Genomic DNA, 16689 nt, shown 5'->3' with positions numbered 1-16689 from the left:
CGTCACGCCCGCGCCGCGTCGAGGTCGCCGCGGATCGCGGCGCGGTAGAGCCGCGCGAAGTCGGCGGCCTTGAACGGGATGGGATTGCCGCCGGTCGAGGGATCGCGCTCGGCCTTCTCCGCCATCTCGTCGATGCGGCTCTCGTCCACGCCGAGTTCGGCCAGCGAATGGGGCACGTGCAGGTCCTCGCGGAAGCGCAGGATCCAGTCGATGAACCCGTCGAACCCGCCGTCGATCTCGAACGAGCGGGCGAGGTGGGTGAAGCGCTCCTCGATCGCCGCGCGGTTGGCGAGGAGGACGTAGGGCATGACCACGCCGTTGGTGAGGCCGTGGTGGGTGTCGTAGAGCGCGCCGACGGGGTGCGACAGCGAGTGGATGGCGCCGAGGCCCTTCTGGAACGCGGTCGCTCCCATGCTGGCTGCGGCCAGCATGTTGGCGCGCGCCTCGATGTCGGCGCCGTCGGCCACGGCGCGGGGCAGGTAGAGCTTGATCAGCCGGGCGCCGTTTACGGCGACGCCGTCCGCCATGGGGTGGAAGCCGGGGGCGGAAAACGCCTCGAGGCAATGGGCGAGCGCGTCGAAGCCGGTCCAGGCCGTGAGTTTGGGCGGCAGCCCGACCGTCAGTTCGGGGTCGAGGATGACGACCGCCGGCTGCATCTTCGGGTGAAAGATGATCTTCTTCTCGTGGCTCGCCTCGTTGGTGACGACCGCGGCGCGGCCGACCTCGGAGCCGGTGCCGGCGGTGGTGGGGACCGCCACGATCGGCGCGATCGCCGCGGCGTCGGCGCGGGTCCACCAGTCGCCCACGTCCTCGAAGTCCCAGATCGGCCGGGTCTGGCCGGCCATGAAGGCGACCATCTTGCCGACGTCGAGCCCGGAACCGCCGCCGAAGGCGACGACGCCGTCGGCCCCCGCAGCCCTGTAGGCCGCGACCCCGGCCTCGACGTTGGCGTTGGTCGGGTTGCCCTTCACCTCGGAAAACACGGTCGCGGGGCGCCCGGCGCGCTCCAGAATGTCAAGCGCACGCGCGACGAGCGGCGTGCTCATCAGTCCGGGATCGGTGACGAGCAGCGGCCGCGCGATCCCGGCCTGGGCGCAGGCCTCGCCGAGGTCCGCGATGCGGCCGGGGCCGACGAGGACGCGGGTCGGGTAGTTCCAGGCGGCGGCGAAGGGGCTGGTCATGGGCGATCTCGCGGCAGGAATGCGGTCGATGGGCGGGCACGAGCGACGTCGTGGCCTGGCTGCGTGAGGGGATCCCTCCCCTGAGACAGGGGAGGGTGGCCTCGCGTCAGCGAGGTCGGGTGGGGTGCGCCTCCGGGTCGACCGAGGCGCCCGTTCACGTCGGAGGCGTCCCGCGTCGTCCTGAAGGCCTCATCCGCCGCCGCGGCGTGGAAGGCCCCCCCCGACCCGCCGCTGCGCGGCGGGCCACCCTCCCCACGCCTTCGGCGCGAGGAGGGATCAAGGAGATTACGTCATCTCGCGGAGATGGAAGCTTTTCGGCCGCGTCAGCGTGTGGAAGCCGATCTCGGAGAGCCCGGCGCCGCGGCCGGTGTCCTTGACGCCGGTCCAGGCGAGCGCGGGGTCGAGGTAGTCGCAGCGGTTCATGAACACGGTGCCGGTCTCGACCCGGTCGCCGAGGGCTTCGGCGAGGCCGATGTCCCTGGTCCAGATCGAGGCGGTGAGGCCGTAGGGGCTGTCGTTCATCAGCCGCAGCGCCTCCTCGTCGCCCGAGACCTTCATGATGCCGACCACGGGTCCGAAGCTCTCCTCCATCATCACGCTCATGGAGTGGTCGACGTTGGTGAGCACCTGGGGAGCCAGATAGGGGGTGCCGGCCTTGTCGGCCGCGAAGGCGCGCGGGTCGAGATGGGCCTTCGCGCCCTTGGCGATCGCCTCCGCGGTCTGGGCGCGGACGGTCTCCGCGAAGCGGGTGGCGGACATCGGCCCGAGCGTGGTGGCGTCGTCGAGCGGGTTCCCGAGCACGTACTTCGACGCGGCCTCGACGACGCCGTCCACGAAGCGGTCGTAGAGGCTCTCGTGCACGTAGACGCGCTCGATCCCGCAGCAGCACTGGCCGGAGTTGTAGAAGGCGCCGTCCGCGAGGTTCTCGATCGCGAAGTCGAGGTCGGCGTCGGCCCGGACGTAGGCCGGGTCCTTGCCGCCGAGCTCCAGCCCGAGGCTCGCGAAGGTGCCCGCCGCGGCGCGCTCGATGGCGCGGCCGCCGCCGACCGAGCCGGTGAAGTTGATGTGGCCGACCGCGCCGGAGCGGATCAGGTCCGAGGTCTCGTCGTGGCCGAGGTAGAGGTTGCGGAACAGGCCCTTCGGCAGGCCCGCCTTGTCCATCGCCTCCTGCAGCCGCTCGCCGGCCAGCAGCGTCTGGTTGGCGTGCTTCAGCAGCACCGCGTTGCCGGCGATCAGCGCCGGGACAATCGTGTTGACCGCGGTCAGGAAGGGGTAGTTCCACGGCGCGATGACCAGCACGACGCCGATCGGCGTGCGCTTGATCATGCGGCGGAAGCCGGGCTTCGGCTCCGGGACCAGCGGGGCCAGCGCCTTTTCGGCGATCGCGACGCAGTGCTTCACCCGCTCTTCGACGCCGCGCATCTCGCCGCCGTAGCGCACGGGGCGGCCCATCTGCAGCGCCAGCTCGGGGATGATCTGCTGGTTGAGGCCGAGCAGCGCCTCGAGGAAGGCGAGCATCTTCTGGCCGCGCTCGGCGATCGGGACATGCGCCCACTCCGCCTGCGCGCGCTTGGCGTCGGCGACCGCCTGAGCGAGGGCCTCGGGGCTGTCGATCGGCCGCCGCGCGACCTCGCGGCCGTCGATGGGGGAGATGCAGATGAGGTCGGTCATGAAAGGCACCCGTCATCCCGGCCGAAGCGGCGGCAGCCGCGGAGAGCCGGGATCGTTGTCAGAAAAACGCGCTTCGCGCGGATGACGGTCCCGGCTCGCCCTTCGGGCGTCCGGGACGACGCAGGTCAGATGATTTCGAAATAGCGCTGCAGCTCCCAGTCGGTGATCGCCTTGTTGAACGCGCGCTGCTCCCAGTCGCGGGTCGCGGCCCAATGCTCCACGAATGCGGCGCCAAAAAGCTCCTCCGCCGGCTTCGACGTCGCAAGCCGCGCCGCGGCCTCGCCGAGCGAGCGGGGCAGGGCGCGTTCCGGCGGGTGGCGCATGTCGTAGGCGCTGCCCGTCACGGGGGCGTCCGGCTCGATCCGGTTCGCGATCCCCCAGAGGCCCGAGCCGAGGGCCGCCGCGAGCGCGACGTAGGGGTTTATGTCGGCCGCGGTGATGCGGTACTCGACGCGCTGGGCCTTGGGGCCGCCCTCGATCACGCGCAGCGCGCAGGTGCGGTTCTCCACCCCCCAGGTGGCGTCGGTCGGCGCCCAGAAGCCGGGGACCATCCGGGTGTAGGCGTTGACCGTCGGCGCGGCCATGGCGAGCAGCTCCGGCATCAGCGCCTGCTGCCCGCCCACGAACCAGCGCATGGCGTCCGACATGCCGTGCGGCTTCGCCGCGTCGTGGAAGGCCGAGCCGCCGTCCGCGTCCTGCAGCGACAGGTGCAGATGGCCGGACTGGCCGGGATAGTCCTTGGACCACTTGGCCATGAAGGTCGCCATCAGCCCGCGTTTCTGGGCGAAGGTCTTGGTCATGGTCTTGAACAGCGTGGCGCGGTCGGCGGCCTCGAGCGCGTCGGAGACCTCGATCGCGGCCTCGAGCACGCCCGGCCCGGTCTCGGTGTGCAGCCCCTCGATCGGCATGCGCATGTCAGCGCAGAGCTTGAGCAGATCGGCGTAGAGCTCGGAGTGGACGCCCGAGCGCAGCACGGAATAGCCGAAGAAGCCGGGCGTCATCGGCGTCAGGCCGGCGTAGCCCTTGTCGCGGACCGAGCGCGGCGTCTCCTCGAACAGGAAGAACTCGAACTCCGCCGCGGCCTTGACGGAAAAGCCCATGTCCGCGGCGCGGGCGAGCACGCGCTTCAGCAGCCCGCGCGGGCACAGCGCCTCGGCCCGGCCCCCGAACTCGCCCAGCACGAAGACCATGTCGCCTTCGAGCGGCAGGTCGCGCGCGGTCTCGGGGACGAGGCGGACCTCCGCGTCGGGAAACGCCGTCCGCCAGCCGGTGAAGCTCGTGTTGTCGTAGAGCTGGTCGTTCGAATCCCAGCCGAAGATCACGTCGCAGAAGCCGAAGCCCTTCTCCAGCGCCGAGGCGAACTTCTCGCGGCTCATGTATTTGCCGCGCAGCACGCCGTCCGCGTCCGTCACGCCGACCTTGACGTGGGAGAGCCCGCGCTCCGACGCCACGGCGAGAAGGCTTTCGGCGGTGTGCGGCGAGGGCGCGCTCATGGTGTCTCAAGGGCCCCGACTGCCGCATCCCGGCCGCGGGGCCGGGATGCGTGCGTGACGTCACGCCGTGCGGCGCTCAGTGCGATTTGTACTCGCCCTTGCCGCCGGACAGGGCGAACTCTTCCTCCGGCGAGAGCACAAGCTTGTGACGGCCGTAGAGCGCGAAGTAGACGGTCGCGATCGCGAACCAGACCAGCACCCAGAGCACGCCCTTGGTGAAGTTCGGGTCCTGCACCTGGTAGAACAGCGTGACGATCGCGATGACGATCGTCAGCACCGCCCCGGCGACGCCGGCCGGGCTCTTGAACGGGCGCTTGATGTGCGGCGCGTTCTTGCGCAGCAGGATGAACGAGACCGCCTGCGCGATGTAGGAGAACATCGCCCCGGACACCGCCATGTTGAGCAGCACGCTGCCGATGGTGGAGCCCGCGGTCTCGGCGCCGAGCGCGAACCAGATGATCAGCATCACCCCGAACCCGACCACCGAGCCCACGATCATCGCGACGTAGGGGGTGCGGTAGGTCGCGTGCGTCACCGACAGCCCGCGCGGGAAGTAGCCCGCGCGCGAGAGCGAGTAGATCTGCCGGCCCTGCGCGTAGAGGATCGTGTGGAAGCTCGAGATCAGGCCGGTGAGCGCCACGATGCCCAGGATGACGACGCCGCCGTCGCCGTAGACCGCCTTGAAGCCGTCGAGCAGCGGCTCGAGCGCCGTCGCGAGGTGGAACGAGCCCACGCCCGCCACCGACGGGTTGAGCAGCACGATCATGAAGGCCGAGACGATCAGCGTGACCATCCCCAGCACGATGCCCTTCGGCATGTCGCGCGCCGGATCGACCGACTCCTCGGCCGCGAGCGGCAACTGCTCGATGGCGAGGAACAGCCACACCGCGAAGGGCAGCGTGGCGAGCACGCCGGAGACGCCGAACGGGAACCACGATCCGCCGCCCTCGGGCAGCTCCACCGGGGCGCCGTCAGGGCCGGCCGCGATGTTCAGCGCCCAGCGCGAGAAGTCCATGTGCGGGATCGCGCTGACCCAGAAGAACACCAGCACGGCGAGCGAGAGCAGCGTGAACACCATCGTCACCTTGAACGACAGCTCCAGGCCGAACACGTTCAGCGCCACGAAGATCACGTAGAAGGTCAGCCAGATCAGCGGCGAATAGGCGGGATCGAGGCCGAAGATCGAGTTGACGTAGCCGGTGATGAAGGTGACGACGACCGCCGGCGTGATGACATATTCGACGTTCTCGCAGAGGCCGGTGAAGAAGCCGCCCCAGGGGCCCATCGCCGTGCGGGCGAAGGAGTAGGCCGCGCCGGTGTGCGGCAGGGCGGCCGACATCTCGGCGATCGAGAAGGTCAGGCCGAGGTACATCACCGCGATGATCAGGCCCGCAACCAGCATGCCGCCCCAGCCGCCGGTGGCGAAGCCGAAGTTCCAGCCGGAGAAGTGGCCGGAGATGACGGCGCCGACGCCGAGCGCCCAGAGGCTCGCCACGCCCGCATAGCGGGTCAGCCCGCGCTTTTCGAAGTATCCGGCGTCCACCGTCTGGTAGGTGACGCCGCCTTTGCCGTCCTGTGCCATGCCGCTCAATCCCCGTTGCCGTCAGTGGTCGAGCGCGGCGCCCTCGTCTCCGCGCCGGTCGACGCGTCCCCCGTCCGATGCCGCGGCGATCTGTTCACCGTCCCGTGTTTGGAATGAACGTTCCGCGCACGTGGATCGTCTGTCAATATGTCCGGAGCCGTCATGCGCCGTTAAGTTCGGCATGGCGCGCAAATGGGCGGTTGGGGACAGGAAATGACTGATGGCGAGGCGGGGCGGCGGCCGCGAACGGTCGCGGAGGCCCTGCGCGAGATCGACGGCGGGCTGACGCCACAGGAGCGACGCGCCGCCGATCATCTGCGCGAGCATTACCCCGTCGCCGGCCTCGCGCCGATGGCGCGCTTCGCCCGCGGCGCCGGCGCGAGCTCGCAGACCGTGCTGCGGCTCCTCGCCAAGCTCGGCTTCGCGGCCTGGCGCGACCTTCAGGACCAGCTGAAGGCGGAGCTCGCCGGCGAGCGCGCCTCGCCCCTCGGCCGCTGGACCGCCCATCGCGCGACGACGGCCCACACCGAGGGCGACGACCGGCTGGCCGCCTTCGGCGCGAAGCTGGCGGCGAACCTCGCCGGGACCTTCGGCGGGCTCGACCGCGCCGCGTTCGAAACCGCGGCGAAGCGGCTGTCGGACCCGCGCCGGCGCGTGCTCGTCGTCGGCGGGCGGTTCAGCCAGGCGCTGGCGCGGCTATTGGTGCGCCACCTCGAGATCGTGCGCGGCGGGGTCGAGGAGATCGGCTCGCTGTCGGCCACCTGGCCGGACCGGCTGATCGACGTCGGCCGCCGCACCGTCGTGGTCGCCTACGACGTGCGGCGCTACCAGCCGGACGTGGTGCGGCTCTGCGCCTTCGCGGCGGAGCGGGGGGCCTCCGTGATCCTGCTGACCGACGCGCCCGACGCGCCGGCGGCGGCCTCGGCCGAGGCGACGCTGATCGGCGCGACCGAGAGCGCCGGCGCCTGGGACAGCTTCACCAGCCTGATGGCGGTCACCGAGGCGCTGGTCGCGCGCGTGACGGAGCTCATGAGCCACGAGGCCGCCGAACGGCTCGGCCGCGTCGAACAGATCCGGGCGAAGATGCTGGGGGAGGATTGAAGGGGCGCGTTCGTCGCTTCAGTCTCTGAAGACACCCGAAAGACGCCAGCCGGCGCGTGCCTCATCCTGCTACTTTTGGAGCGGCGCTCGCCACGCGAACGCCGCTCGGCGCGACGCGACCGCCGGGTCACGGCGGCGCTTCGCTTCACCATACGGCAGCCCGCGAGCGGACGCCCAAGGATGTCGTCAAGCGAGTTTGTCGCCCTTCGTCGCGATGGCCGCCTTGGCCGCCCGAGCTTTGCGTTCCGCCCGTTTCGCAGCCTTCCGATCGTGGGCGGCAGCGGTTTGGCCAGCATCAACAGCTTTGGGTAGCTTTATCCGGGCCGCCTTCTTGTCGGCAAGACGCTTTTCTCTGATGTCACGCTTGGCCGATTTGTCTGCTTTAATGGCCCCATGATTTCCAGCCTTGTGCCGCGCGAGCAGACGTTCGCGCGTAACTTTCTTCTCTTGACTGATTCGAGCTTTGGCCGCGCCTTTGTTGTCGCCCCCAAGCTCTCGGTCAAGTAGAATCGTTTCTGCGTAAACATTTTCGAGATCAGTGTCAGAAAGCTCGGTTTTGCAGTAATAGCGCTCAAAGGTTTTCATATTTAAATTTAGAACGTGAGGGTGCACATGGCGTCTGTCTCCTCCGAACTGGTGGTGGAACGCCTCTGTCACAATTTCATAGGAAGGGAAATAAAATAGCTTACCGTCTGTAGGCTGATAATCCCGCAAGAGTTCGCCTAATGCTGCGCGAAGGATAGCTTTCGACTCGGCATTCGCGACAATGCAGGAGATCGGCCGGAAGGTTGCGGCAAGAGGGATCGGTGAAACGGTGAAAACGATCGAAGCTTCGGGCTTCCGCTCACGGATCAAAGAGTAGATCGCGCGAAGATTGTCGAGGCTTTCGTTAAATCCGGCCACGCGAAACTTGTGACGGCTCGGGTCAAACTTGTCTTTTGGCAGCGCTCTCCAAAACACCTCGCCGGTTGGTTCGTCGTACCAAATTTCCGACAGTCCAAGAGTGATAATGAAGACATCGGCCGCATCAAAAAGCTCGGCAGTACGCGCGCGAATTGACTCATCGTAGCCAAACTGTTCTTTATTGTAGCCTTGCCAAAGCTCGCCCTTCGGCACAACGTTATTCCAAGCCCAATCAAATTGCTGGCGAATGGCATAAGTATTCACCATGCCGTCGCCCATTCGCGAGATGTAGGCAACGTTATCCCGCTTAGTGGCTACGTTGTAGCCAATATCGTTCAAGTAGTTACTGATGTTATTTGCGAAACAGCTGCCAAAGGCGACGATTGTGGTGTCTGCGTCGATAAAACGCTCAGACGGCATCAGGCCCGTTGTCAGGAACCGCTGAAGCCCGGTTGGTCGCGCAAGCTGCGCTTCGGATGGACCGAAGGTCGCGCTCTCGCCGCGATTGAAAGAAGGACCGATGACTCGCTTCCTGCCATCGACTATTGCAACAACCTTGTTGCTCCGCTCTTGCGGGTCGGACAGCGTGGCGATCTCTCCTGTCATATCATTCCCCTCTGCTGCAGATGCTAACGATGCAGCACCTTCTCCAGAGGAGTCAAAGCCTCCCCGGCCGAAGCGTCAGCGAACCGACTGACAGAAGCGGATCAACTCTCCAGACGCTTCGCCACCAGGCCGCGCAAAGTGTTGAGGTCTTTGACGAACTGGCGGATGCCCTCCGCAAGCTTCTCCGTCGCCATCGGGTCCTGGTTGAGCGCGAAGCGGAAGCCGGCCTCGTCGGTGGGGGCGGGGGCGGGCGCGTCGCCGGGCGTCGCGGGGTCGAGCCGGCGGGGCAGGTCGCCCTCGGCCGCCGCCAGCTCGTCGAGCAGGGCGGGGCTGATGGTCAGCCGGTCGCAGCCGGCCAGCGCCTCGATCTCGCCGGCGTTGCGGAACGAGGCCGCCATGACCACGGTCTCGACGCCGCGGCTCTTGTAGTCGGCGTAGATCGCCTTGACCGAGCGGACGCCGGGGTCCTCCTCGGCGGCGTAGGGGCCGCCGCCGGCCTTGACGTGCCAGTCCAGGATGCGGCCGACGAAGGGCGAGATCAGGAAGGCCTTGGCCTCGGCGCAGATCGCCGCCTGCGGCAGGCCGAAGATCAGCGTCATGTTGCAGTCGATCCCCTCCGCCTGGAGGATCTTGGCGGCCTGCGCGCCCTCCCATGTTGCGGCGATCTTGACCAGGACGCGGTCGCGCTCGACGCCGCGCTCCTTGTAGTCGGCGATCAGGGCGCGGGCCTTGGCGAGGGTCGCTTCGGCGTCGAAGGAGAGGTCGGCGTCGACCTCGGTCGAGACCCGGCCCGGCACGATGCGGCTGAGTTCGGTCCCGAGCGAGACGGCCAGCCGGTCGCAGACCGCGCGGGCGACGGCCTCGGGCGCGCCCGACTGGCGCTTGCCCCAGGCGACGCCCTCGTCGACCACCGCGGCCGCCGCGCCGCCGTCCACCGCCTTGAGGATGAGCGACGGGTTGGTGGTGCAGTCCTGGGGTTTGAGCCGGCGGACGGTTTCGATCTCGCCGGTGTCGGCCACGACCACCGACATCCGACGGAGCTGCTCGAGCTTGGAGGCCATGCGGGCTCTCTCCCTGGGTCGCCGAGCGGAGCGGCCGCCCGGAACGCTTCGCCGATACCGGCGCGCGCGCCGGAGCGCAAGCGCTTCAGACGCCGGGCCGGCTTTCGGTCGCGGCGGGCCGGGCGCGACGGGTCGCGTTCAGCCGCTTGGCCCATTGCGGCGACAGCTCGAGGCCGGGCGGCGGCGGGGCGGCGGCGCGGCCGTCGGCGAGCCGGGCGGCGACATAGGCGAGCGCGGCTTCGATCGGCTCGTCGCGATAGGGCTTTTCGATCACCCCGCAGGCGCCGGCGAAATCCGCCGGCACCAGGCTGCGGTTCGCCGTGGTGAAGACCGCGACCGCGCCTTCCTCCCCGGCGACGCGGGCCACATCGACGCCGGTCCAGCCGTCGAGCAGATGGATGTCGATGAAGGCGAAGTCGACCCGGGTCGACCGCAGGAGGGCGATTGCGCTTCCCTTGTCGGCGGCCAGCCCGACCAGATCATGGCCGGCCCGCGTGATGATCGGGCCGAGATTGCCGGCGATCACCATGTCGTCCTCGACGATCAGCACCCGCATCCCCGCGATTCCCCTCGCGTTAACTCCCCGTTCACCGCCGGTTAACCGAAGTTAACCCCGGAAGCCATCGCCGAGATGGCTCTGCAGCGTCGGCGCGAGGTCGCCTGTCGGCGCGACGGCGACGTCGGACAGCTCGAGCCACGCCCGCAACCGCCCGAGCTCGGACGCGAGCGCCTCGACGGTTTCGCCCGCCGGCGCCCCGGGTTCGAGATGGGCGGCGGCGACGACCAGCCGGCCGGCGGCCCGGTCCGCCTTGAGGTCGAGACGCGCGGCGATCCGCTCGCCCATCAGGAAAGGAAGCACGTAGTAGCCGTGCTCGCGCTTGTGCGCTGGCACATAGATCTCGATGCGGTAGCGGAATCCGAAGAGCCTCTCGGCCCGGTCGCGCTCCCAGAGCAGCGGGTCGAACGGCGAGACCAGCGCCGCGGCCCGCGGCCGCCGCTTCGGAGGCTCGGCGCCGCGCGCGAGATAGGCGGGCTGCGACCAGCCCTCGACGCGCGCCGGGACGAGGTCGCCAGCCTCGACCAGCTCGGGGATCCGCGCCTTGGCGTCCTCCGGCCCGATGCGCCAGTAGGCCCTGAGGTCGCCCGCGGTCGCGATTCCGAGCGCCCCGGCGGCGGCCCGCAGCAGGATCCGCTGCGCTTCCGGCTCGTCCGGCGTCGGCAGGGCCGCGGCCTGGGGCAGGGCGCGCTCGGTGAGGTCGTAGATCCGCTCGAAGCCGCGGCGGGCGCGGGTGGTGACGAGGCCCGCCCAGAACAGCCATTCCAGCGCGATCTTGGCCTCGCTCCAGCCCCACCAGCCGCCTTCGCCCTTGGCGCCCGCCCCGAGTTCGCCGGCAGACAGCGGCCCGCGGCGAGCGACCTCGGCCAGCGTCGCCTCCACGAAGTCCTTTCGCTCGCGCCCGAATCTGGCGAGCCCCGCGTAGATCCCGCGCCCCTCCCGAGCCCGTTGCATGCGCCAGCGCAGCGCCGGCTGGAGGTCCGTCCGGATCAGCGAGGCCTCGTGCCCCCAGTATTCGAACAGCGCCCGCTTCGGCCCCGCCTGCATCCGGTCGAGCCTGGCCACGTCGTAGCCGCCGAGCCGGGAGAACGCCGGCATCAGGTGGGCGCGGGCGAGCACGTTGACGCTGTCGATCTGCGTCATCGCCAGCCGGTCGTAGAGCGCGGTCAGGGCCGCCGGGCCAGCGCGGGCGGGCCGCGGACCCGCGAGGCCGCAGGCGAGAAGCGCGATGCGCCGCGCCTCCGTGAGGGAGAGGTCGATCATCGCTGGCGATATGACCCCGGCCGGCCCCCGATCCGCAAGCCGCAGGCGCGGAGCCACTGTCGGCTTCGCGCGGACCTGCAGAGCGAGAGCGCCGTCAGTATCCCTTCGCGTCGATCGCCTCGCGCCAGGCGACGGCGCGGCGGGCCATGCCGATGTGCTGGCGCTCGTACATGCGGCCGTCGATCTTGATCGCGCCGCGCTTGGCGTTCTCTGGCTCGTCGAACACCTCGATCACCTTGCGGGCGCGGGCGACCTCCTCGTCGGTCGGCGCGAAGCTGGTGTTGGCGGGTTCGATCTGGTCGGGATGGATGATGGTCTTGCCGTCGAAGCCGAGGTCGCGCGACTGGCGGCACTCGGTGCGGCAGCCGTCGACGTCGGCGATGTCGTTGAACACGCCGTCGAGAATGGTGAGGCCCTCCGCGCGGGCCGCGGCGAGCGCCAGCATGATCCACGGCAGCATCGGCACGCGGCCGGGCACGATCTGCGCCCAGGTGTCCTTGGCGAGGTCGTTGGTGCCGAGCACCAGGCAGGTGAGGCGGGCGCCCGGCAGCAGGCGGCGGGAGGCCGCGATCTCGCGGATGTTCAGGATCGACGCTGGCGTCTCGATCATCGCCCAGATCTTCACGCTCTCCGGCGCGTCGAGCGCTTCGAGGCGGTTTGCGATGCTCTCCAGCACGGCGGGGGAGGAGACCTTTGGCATCAGGATCGCGTCGGGCTTGGCTTCGATCGCCGCGTGGAGGTCGGCCTCGCCCCAGGGCGTCTGCGGCGCATTCACGCGGATGATGAGTTCGCGGTCGCCGTAGCCGCCGGCCTTCACGGCGGCGCAGACCTGCTCGCGGGCGATGTCCTTGGCGTCGGGCGCGACGGCGTCCTCGAGGTCGAGGATCAGGGCGTCGGCGTGGAGGGTCTTGGCCTTGTCCAGCGCGCGCTGGTTGGAGCCCGGCATGTAGAGCACGCTGCGGCGCAGACGCAGGTCCGAGGCCATGTCCGCATCCCCCTTTTTCTGTTTGTCTTTGACGACCCCTAGACCACAGGCGCGCCGCGCGGACAATCTCGCCTTTCGCAGGTGCGAGATGGCGTGGGCGACGGAGGAGACCGCGCGTCCGGCCTTGCAAATTGCCCCGCGTCCGACTAGAAGGCGGCCCGAACCGGCGGTCGCCGTGGTCGCGGCCGATCCGCGTCCTGTCCGCCCCCGACAGACACGAACACGACCGACGCAAGTCGCCGCGCACGCGGCCGGCGTCTTGAGGACGAGAGCCATGAAGATCCGCAACTCGCTGAAGTCGCTGCGCAACCGCCACCGCGACAACCGCATCGTGCGCCGCAAGGGCCGCGTCTACATCATCAACAAGACCCAGAAGCGCTACAAGGCCCGCCAGGGCTGAAGGCGTTCTACGGCCTCCGCCTCGTTGCGGATCGCCGTCGCGGCGCACGCGCCGCGTGCAGGTCTTGCAGGCTTATGTGTTTTGACGACGCGCAGGTCCGGAGCGTAAGCTTCGGGCCATGATGCGTTTTCAGTTTCTCGCGACCGTGGCGGTCGCTCTTGGTCTCGGCTGCGCAGGAGCCTCCGCGCAGCCTGCGCCGCCGCTCGACGGCTCGCCGGAGACCACGACCCCCATCCTTCCGACCCCGCCCGAGGCGGCCCCGCCGTCGCCGCCCGCCGCTGATCCCGCGGTGACCGGCGAGAGCGCGCGCGACGGGCGCGGCAAGGCGGTCGACGAGCTTCTCGACCGTCTGGCGAAGACCGAGGACCCCCAAACGGCCAAACGCATCGCGGTCGCTGTCCAGTCGCTCTGGACGCGCTCCGGCAGCGACACGGTCGATCTCCTCACCACCCGCGCGCTCGAGGCGCAGCGCAAGGCCAACACCGGCATGGCGCTGAAGATCCTCGGCGAGGTCGTCAGCCTCAAGCCGGACTTCGCCGAGGGCTGGAGCCGCCGGGCGGCGATCCACGCCGCGGCCAACGACTACGACCAGGCGATGGTCGACATGCATGAGACGCTGCTGCGGGAGCCCCGCCACTTCGGCGTCTGGATCGGGCTGGGCCGCATCCTGCAGGAGTCCGGTCTGGACGCGAAGGCGCTCGCCGCCTACCGCAAGGCCTACGCGCTCTATCCCGCCGCCGAGGGGCTTAAGCGTGAGATCGACGAACTGACGCTGAAGGTCGAAGGCCAGCCCATCTGATGCGCTCCAGAAAGGTGGCGACCTTCGTCGTCGCGGCGACGCTGACGCTTGCGGCGTTGCTGGCCGCCGCGTCCGCCGTCGAGGCCCGCCGGGGCGAGCAGCTCGCCGCGAAGGCCAACGCCGAGACCCTGCGCGTGCCGGTGCGCGGCGGCGCGCTTAACGTCGTCATCCTGGAGCCGCAGGGGCGCGGCTCAGGGCGGACGCTGCTTCTGCTTCATGGCGCGAGCGGAAACCTCAAGGACCTCGAGGAGTCGATCGGCCGGCGGCTCGCCGCGCGGCATCGCGTGATCCTCGTCGACCGTCCGGGCCATGGCCGCAGCGATCGACTCGGCGGGCGTGAGATGGCCTCTCCCGCCGCCCAGGCGGACGCCGTCGTCCAGGCGCTGGAGGCGCTCCGCGTCGGCCGCGTGGTCGTCGTGGGCCATTCCTGGGCGGGCTCGGTCGCGACGAACCTCGCGCTCGACCATCCCGACCACGTGTCGGGGCTCGCGCTGCTTTCGGGCGCGACGCATCCCTGGCCGGGCGGGGTCGCCTGGTACAACAGCGTCGCCGCGACGCCGCTGGTCGGCGACCTGTTCGCGGCGACGATCGTCGCCCCCGTCGGCCTCGCCACCTTCGACCGCGCGATCGCAAGCGTGTTCGCGCCTCGCCCGACGCCGCCGGACTACGTCGAGCGCACCGACGCGAAGCTCGTCCTGCGGCCTTCGGAGTTTCGCGCCAACGCCCAGGACCTGACCGATCTCAACGCGTTCCTGCACGCCCAGGCGCCGCGCTACGGCGCCATCCGCGTGCCGACCACGATCGTCACGTCCGACAAGGACGGCATCGTGGCGCCAGAGGTGCACTCGCGCCCGCTGGCGCGGGAGATCCGGGGCTCCAGGCTGGTCGTCATTCCCGGCGTCGGCCACATGCCGCACTGGGGCGCGACCGACCGCGTGGTCGACGAGATCGACGCGCTGGCCATGAGGACGCCCGCTCAAAAGTAAGACGGCGCGCCCTTCGCAGGCGCGCCGTCTTGGGTCTCACATGCAGATCCGGCCGCGTCAGTCGCGCTTGTGGTCGCCGTCGACGTAGGCGATGCGCAACATGTTGGTCGCGCCGGGCGTCCGGAGCGGGACGCCGGCGGAGATGATGACGCGCTCGCCGTCCTGGGCGATGCCCTGGTCCTTGGCGATGTCGCAGCCGCGGTCGACCATGTCGTCGAGATCGTGGGCGTCGTGCGTCAGCACCGAATGCACGCCCCAGACGAGCGCGAGGCGCCGGCTGGTCTCGAGGCTCGGCGTCAGCGCGATGATCGGCTGCTTCGGCCGCTCGCGCGCGGCGCGCCGCGCGGTCGTGCCGTATGCCGTCCAGCAGATGATCGCGGCGAGGTCGAGCGTCTCGGCGATCTGCCGCGCGGCGGCCGAAATCGCGTCGGCGCCCGTCGCCTCGGGCTCGGCGTGCTGGGCGTCGATGATCGAGCGGTAGTAGGGATCGCTCTCCACGTTGGTCGCGATCGAGTTCATCATAGCGACCGCCTCGACCGGGTAGGCGCCGGCGGCGCTTTCGGCGGACAGCATGATCGCGTCCGCGCCTTCGAACACCGCCGTCGCCACGTCCGAGACTTCGGCGCGGGTCGGCGTCGCCTGCGTGATCATCGATTCGAGCATCTGCGTCGCGATGATCACCGGCTTGCCGGCGCGGCGGCAGGCGCGGGTCATCTGCTTCTGCAGGCCCGGCACCTTCTCGAGCGGCATCTCAACGCCAAGGTCGCCGCGCGCGACCATGACCGAGTCCGACAGCTCGATGATCTCGGCGAGCCGGGTCATCGCCTGCGGCTTCTCGATCTTGGTCATCACCCCGACCCGGCCCTTGATGATGTCGCGGGCCTCCGAGATGTCTTCCGGCCGCTGCACGAAGGACAGCGCGATCCAGTCGACGCTCTCGGTCGCGAGCGCGGCCTCGAGGTCGGCGTGGTCCTTCGGCGTCATCGCCGAGGTCTTGATCAGCGTGTCCGGCAGGCTGACGCCCTTGCGGTCCGACAGGCGGCCGCCGACGACCACTTCGGCGGTCGTCGACGTCGGCGTGCAGGATCGCGCGACGAGGCGGATCTTGCCGTCGTCGAGCAGAAGCGTGTGGCCGGGCTCAAGCGCCTCGAGGATTTCCGGATGCGGCAGGCGCACGCGGTTCTCGTCGCCCGGGGTCTCGTCGGAATCGAGCGTGAAGCTCTGCCCCGCCTTCAGCATGGCGGCGCCCTCGGCGAACTTGCCGACGCGCAGCTTCGGGCCCTGCAGGTCGATCAGGATGCCGATCGGGCGGCCGACCTCGTCCTCGACGTCGCGGATCGTCTGCACGAGCTCGCGCATCCGGTCGTGACTGGTGTGGCTCATGTTGATGCGGAAGACGTCGGTTCCCGCACGGAACAGCTTCTCGACCATCTCGGGCGTCGATGATGCCGGTCCAAGGGTCGCCAGAATCTTGACGCGTCGCAGCCGCCTCATCGGACCGCAGCGCCCAGCAGGACGCCGGCGCTGGCGCCGTTCGTCGCGGCGGGCGGAACGGCCGCGCGCGGGGCCGGCTGGGTCTGGGCCGGGTCGGCCGCCCTCGCGGTCGGTTCGGTCAACTGCACCGTCCAGCTCCTCTGTTCGCCGGTGTCGATCTCGAAGAATCCGGAACGGTCATAACCGCGCGCGAGGCAGTCTTCGATCCCCCGAATTGTGAATTCCTTGCCGCGGGTGCACATGTAAGCCTTGCCGTTCCATTCGCCGCCGCGGTCGTAGTCGATCGCGTAGACGTAGTAGAAGCGAGCGGCCAGCGGCCCCCGAAGCAGCGTCTCGCAGGAGTTGGCGGAGACGTTCCACCAGCCCTCGGTCGACCAGACGTCCTTGTCCTTGTAGCCGATCGAAACGCCGATGCGGCTGTCGGTCTTGTTGCAGAGGCGGAAGTCCGCCTGCGCCGCCCCCGCCGCCACAACGCCCGCCGCGACGACGCCGACTGCGACCGCGAGATGCGGGAGACGGCGCTGAACGCGCGGGCATTCTGGAAAGCGAATCGTCATACGGCGGGGGAACGCTGGCGTTGCGACGCGTCAGGGGCGCTTTGTGCGGTG

The 16689-nt window shown here is 69.6% G+C and carries 15 protein-coding genes; 4 read left to right on the top strand and 11 right to left on the bottom strand.

Going from position 1 to position 16689, the window contains the following annotated elements; translation table 11 throughout:
- Positions 1–2: 2 nt before the first annotated feature.
- The 4 genes from K244_RS0114105 to K244_RS0114090 all read right to left on the bottom strand — a co-directional run bounded on the left by K244_RS0114105 (position 3) and on the right by K244_RS0114090 (position 5927).
- Entirely contained in the window at positions 3–1181 is a 1179-nt protein-coding gene (locus K244_RS0114105; protein ID WP_020186927.1) for an iron-containing alcohol dehydrogenase, read from the bottom strand.
- 285 nt (positions 1182–1466) lie between these two features.
- Entirely contained in the window at positions 1467–2852 is a 1386-nt protein-coding gene (locus K244_RS0114100; protein ID WP_020186926.1) for an aldehyde dehydrogenase family protein, read from the bottom strand.
- Positions 2853–2977: 125 nt separating this feature from the next.
- Positions 2978–4345 (bottom strand): glutamine synthetase family protein, encoded by a 1368-nt coding sequence (locus K244_RS0114095; RefSeq protein WP_020186925.1) that lies wholly within the window; start codon positions 4343–4345, stop codon positions 2978–2980.
- Between the two features lie 76 nt (positions 4346–4421).
- Entirely contained in the window at positions 4422–5927 is a 1506-nt protein-coding gene (locus K244_RS0114090) for an amino acid permease (RefSeq protein ID WP_020186924.1), read from the bottom strand.
- A gap of 213 nt (positions 5928–6140) precedes the next feature.
- Between K244_RS0114090 and K244_RS0114085 the strand changes: the two genes are divergently transcribed.
- Positions 6141–7028: a MurR/RpiR family transcriptional regulator gene (locus K244_RS0114085; protein ID WP_020186923.1), complete on the top strand. Its 888-nt coding sequence runs from the start codon at positions 6141–6143 to the stop codon at positions 7026–7028.
- 186 nt (positions 7029–7214) lie between these two features.
- On the opposite strand, the gene K244_RS23170 is transcribed toward K244_RS0114085, so the two are convergent.
- From K244_RS23170 to K244_RS0114065, 5 genes are all read right to left on the bottom strand, one after another.
- Positions 7215–8537, bottom strand: coding sequence for a GSCFA domain-containing protein (locus K244_RS23170; protein WP_081761486.1), 1323 nt, complete (start codon positions 8535–8537; stop codon positions 7215–7217).
- 101 nt (positions 8538–8638) lie between these two features.
- Positions 8639–9598, bottom strand: coding sequence for a transaldolase (tal, locus tag K244_RS0114080; RefSeq protein ID WP_020186922.1), 960 nt, complete (start codon positions 9596–9598; stop codon positions 8639–8641).
- Positions 9599–9683: 85 nt separating this feature from the next.
- Positions 9684–10154, bottom strand: coding sequence for a response regulator (locus K244_RS0114075; protein ID WP_020186921.1), 471 nt, complete (start codon positions 10152–10154; stop codon positions 9684–9686).
- A gap of 51 nt (positions 10155–10205) precedes the next feature.
- Positions 10206–11417, bottom strand: a complete 1212-nt coding sequence (locus K244_RS0114070) for a crosslink repair DNA glycosylase YcaQ family protein (protein ID WP_020186920.1) — start codon at positions 11415–11417, stop codon at positions 10206–10208.
- A 94-nt stretch (positions 11418–11511) separates the two neighbouring features.
- Positions 11512–12402 carry a CoA ester lyase gene (locus K244_RS0114065; protein WP_020186919.1) on the bottom strand — a complete coding sequence of 297 codons (891 nt, stop codon included), beginning with the start codon at positions 12400–12402 and terminating at the stop codon, positions 11512–11514.
- A 274-nt stretch (positions 12403–12676) separates the two neighbouring features.
- Between K244_RS0114065 and ykgO the strand changes: the two genes are divergently transcribed.
- The 3 genes from ykgO (at position 12677) to K244_RS0114050 (ending at position 14587) form a co-directional block, all read left to right on the top strand.
- Positions 12677–12802, top strand: a complete 126-nt coding sequence (gene ykgO, locus K244_RS0114060; RefSeq protein WP_020186918.1) for a type B 50S ribosomal protein L36 — start codon at positions 12677–12679, stop codon at positions 12800–12802.
- A 118-nt stretch (positions 12803–12920) separates the two neighbouring features.
- Entirely contained in the window at positions 12921–13601 is a 681-nt protein-coding gene (locus K244_RS0114055; protein WP_020186917.1) for a tetratricopeptide repeat protein, read from the top strand.
- On the top strand, positions 13601–14587 hold the full coding sequence (locus K244_RS0114050; RefSeq protein WP_020186916.1) for an alpha/beta hydrolase: 987 nt from the start codon (positions 13601–13603) through the stop codon (positions 14585–14587). The genes K244_RS0114055 and K244_RS0114050 overlap by 1 nt, the downstream gene beginning before the upstream one ends.
- A 57-nt stretch (positions 14588–14644) precedes the next feature.
- Here K244_RS0114050 and pyk read toward each other — a convergent pair whose 3' ends face one another.
- Positions 14645–16081 carry a pyruvate kinase gene (pyk, locus tag K244_RS0114045; RefSeq protein WP_024816509.1) on the bottom strand — a complete coding sequence of 479 codons (1437 nt, stop codon included), beginning with the start codon at positions 16079–16081 and terminating at the stop codon, positions 14645–14647.
- Positions 16078–16638: a DUF1036 domain-containing protein gene (locus tag K244_RS22025; RefSeq protein ID WP_020186914.1), complete on the bottom strand. Its 561-nt coding sequence runs from the start codon at positions 16636–16638 to the stop codon at positions 16078–16080. Before K244_RS22025 ends, pyk begins: the two co-directional genes overlap by 4 nt.
- Positions 16639–16689: the final 51 nt, after the last annotated feature.

The sequence above is a fragment of the Methylopila sp. 73B genome (assembly GCF_000526315.1).
In the GTDB taxonomy this organism is placed as follows: Bacteria; Pseudomonadota; Alphaproteobacteria; order Rhizobiales; family Methylopilaceae; genus Methylopila.
This window is presented reverse-complemented; position numbering and strand designations above follow the sequence as displayed.

Coding starts and splice junctions, on each gene's coding strand:
- K244_RS0114105 (WP_020186927.1), bottom strand. CDS start 1,181: ATGACCAGCCCCTTCGCCGCCGCCTGGAACTACCCGACCCGCGTCCTC.
- K244_RS0114100 (WP_020186926.1), bottom strand. CDS start 2,852: ATGACCGACCTCATCTGCATCTCCCCCATCGACGGCCGCGAGGTCGCG.
- K244_RS0114095 (WP_020186925.1), bottom strand. CDS start 4,345: ATGAGCGCGCCCTCGCCGCACACCGCCGAAAGCCTTCTCGCCGTGGCG.
- K244_RS0114090 (WP_020186924.1), bottom strand. CDS start 5,927: ATGGCACAGGACGGCAAAGGCGGCGTCACCTACCAGACGGTGGACGCC.
- K244_RS0114085 (WP_020186923.1), top strand. CDS start 6,141: ATGACTGATGGCGAGGCGGGGCGGCGGCCGCGAACGGTCGCGGAGGCC.
- K244_RS23170 (WP_081761486.1), bottom strand. CDS start 8,537: ATGACAGGAGAGATCGCCACGCTGTCCGACCCGCAAGAGCGGAGCAAC.
- tal (WP_020186922.1), bottom strand. CDS start 9,598: ATGGCCTCCAAGCTCGAGCAGCTCCGTCGGATGTCGGTGGTCGTGGCC.
- K244_RS0114075 (WP_020186921.1), bottom strand. CDS start 10,154: ATGCGGGTGCTGATCGTCGAGGACGACATGGTGATCGCCGGCAATCTC.
- K244_RS0114070 (WP_020186920.1), bottom strand. CDS start 11,417: ATGATCGACCTCTCCCTCACGGAGGCGCGGCGCATCGCGCTTCTCGCC.
- K244_RS0114065 (WP_020186919.1), bottom strand. CDS start 12,402: ATGGCCTCGGACCTGCGTCTGCGCCGCAGCGTGCTCTACATGCCGGGC.
- ykgO (WP_020186918.1), top strand. CDS start 12,677: ATGAAGATCCGCAACTCGCTGAAGTCGCTGCGCAACCGCCACCGCGAC.
- K244_RS0114055 (WP_020186917.1), top strand. CDS start 12,921: ATGATGCGTTTTCAGTTTCTCGCGACCGTGGCGGTCGCTCTTGGTCTC.
- K244_RS0114050 (WP_020186916.1), top strand. CDS start 13,601: ATGCGCTCCAGAAAGGTGGCGACCTTCGTCGTCGCGGCGACGCTGACG.
- pyk (WP_024816509.1), bottom strand. CDS start 16,081: ATGAGGCGGCTGCGACGCGTCAAGATTCTGGCGACCCTTGGACCGGCA.
- K244_RS22025 (WP_020186914.1), bottom strand. CDS start 16,638: ATGACGATTCGCTTTCCAGAATGCCCGCGCGTTCAGCGCCGTCTCCCG.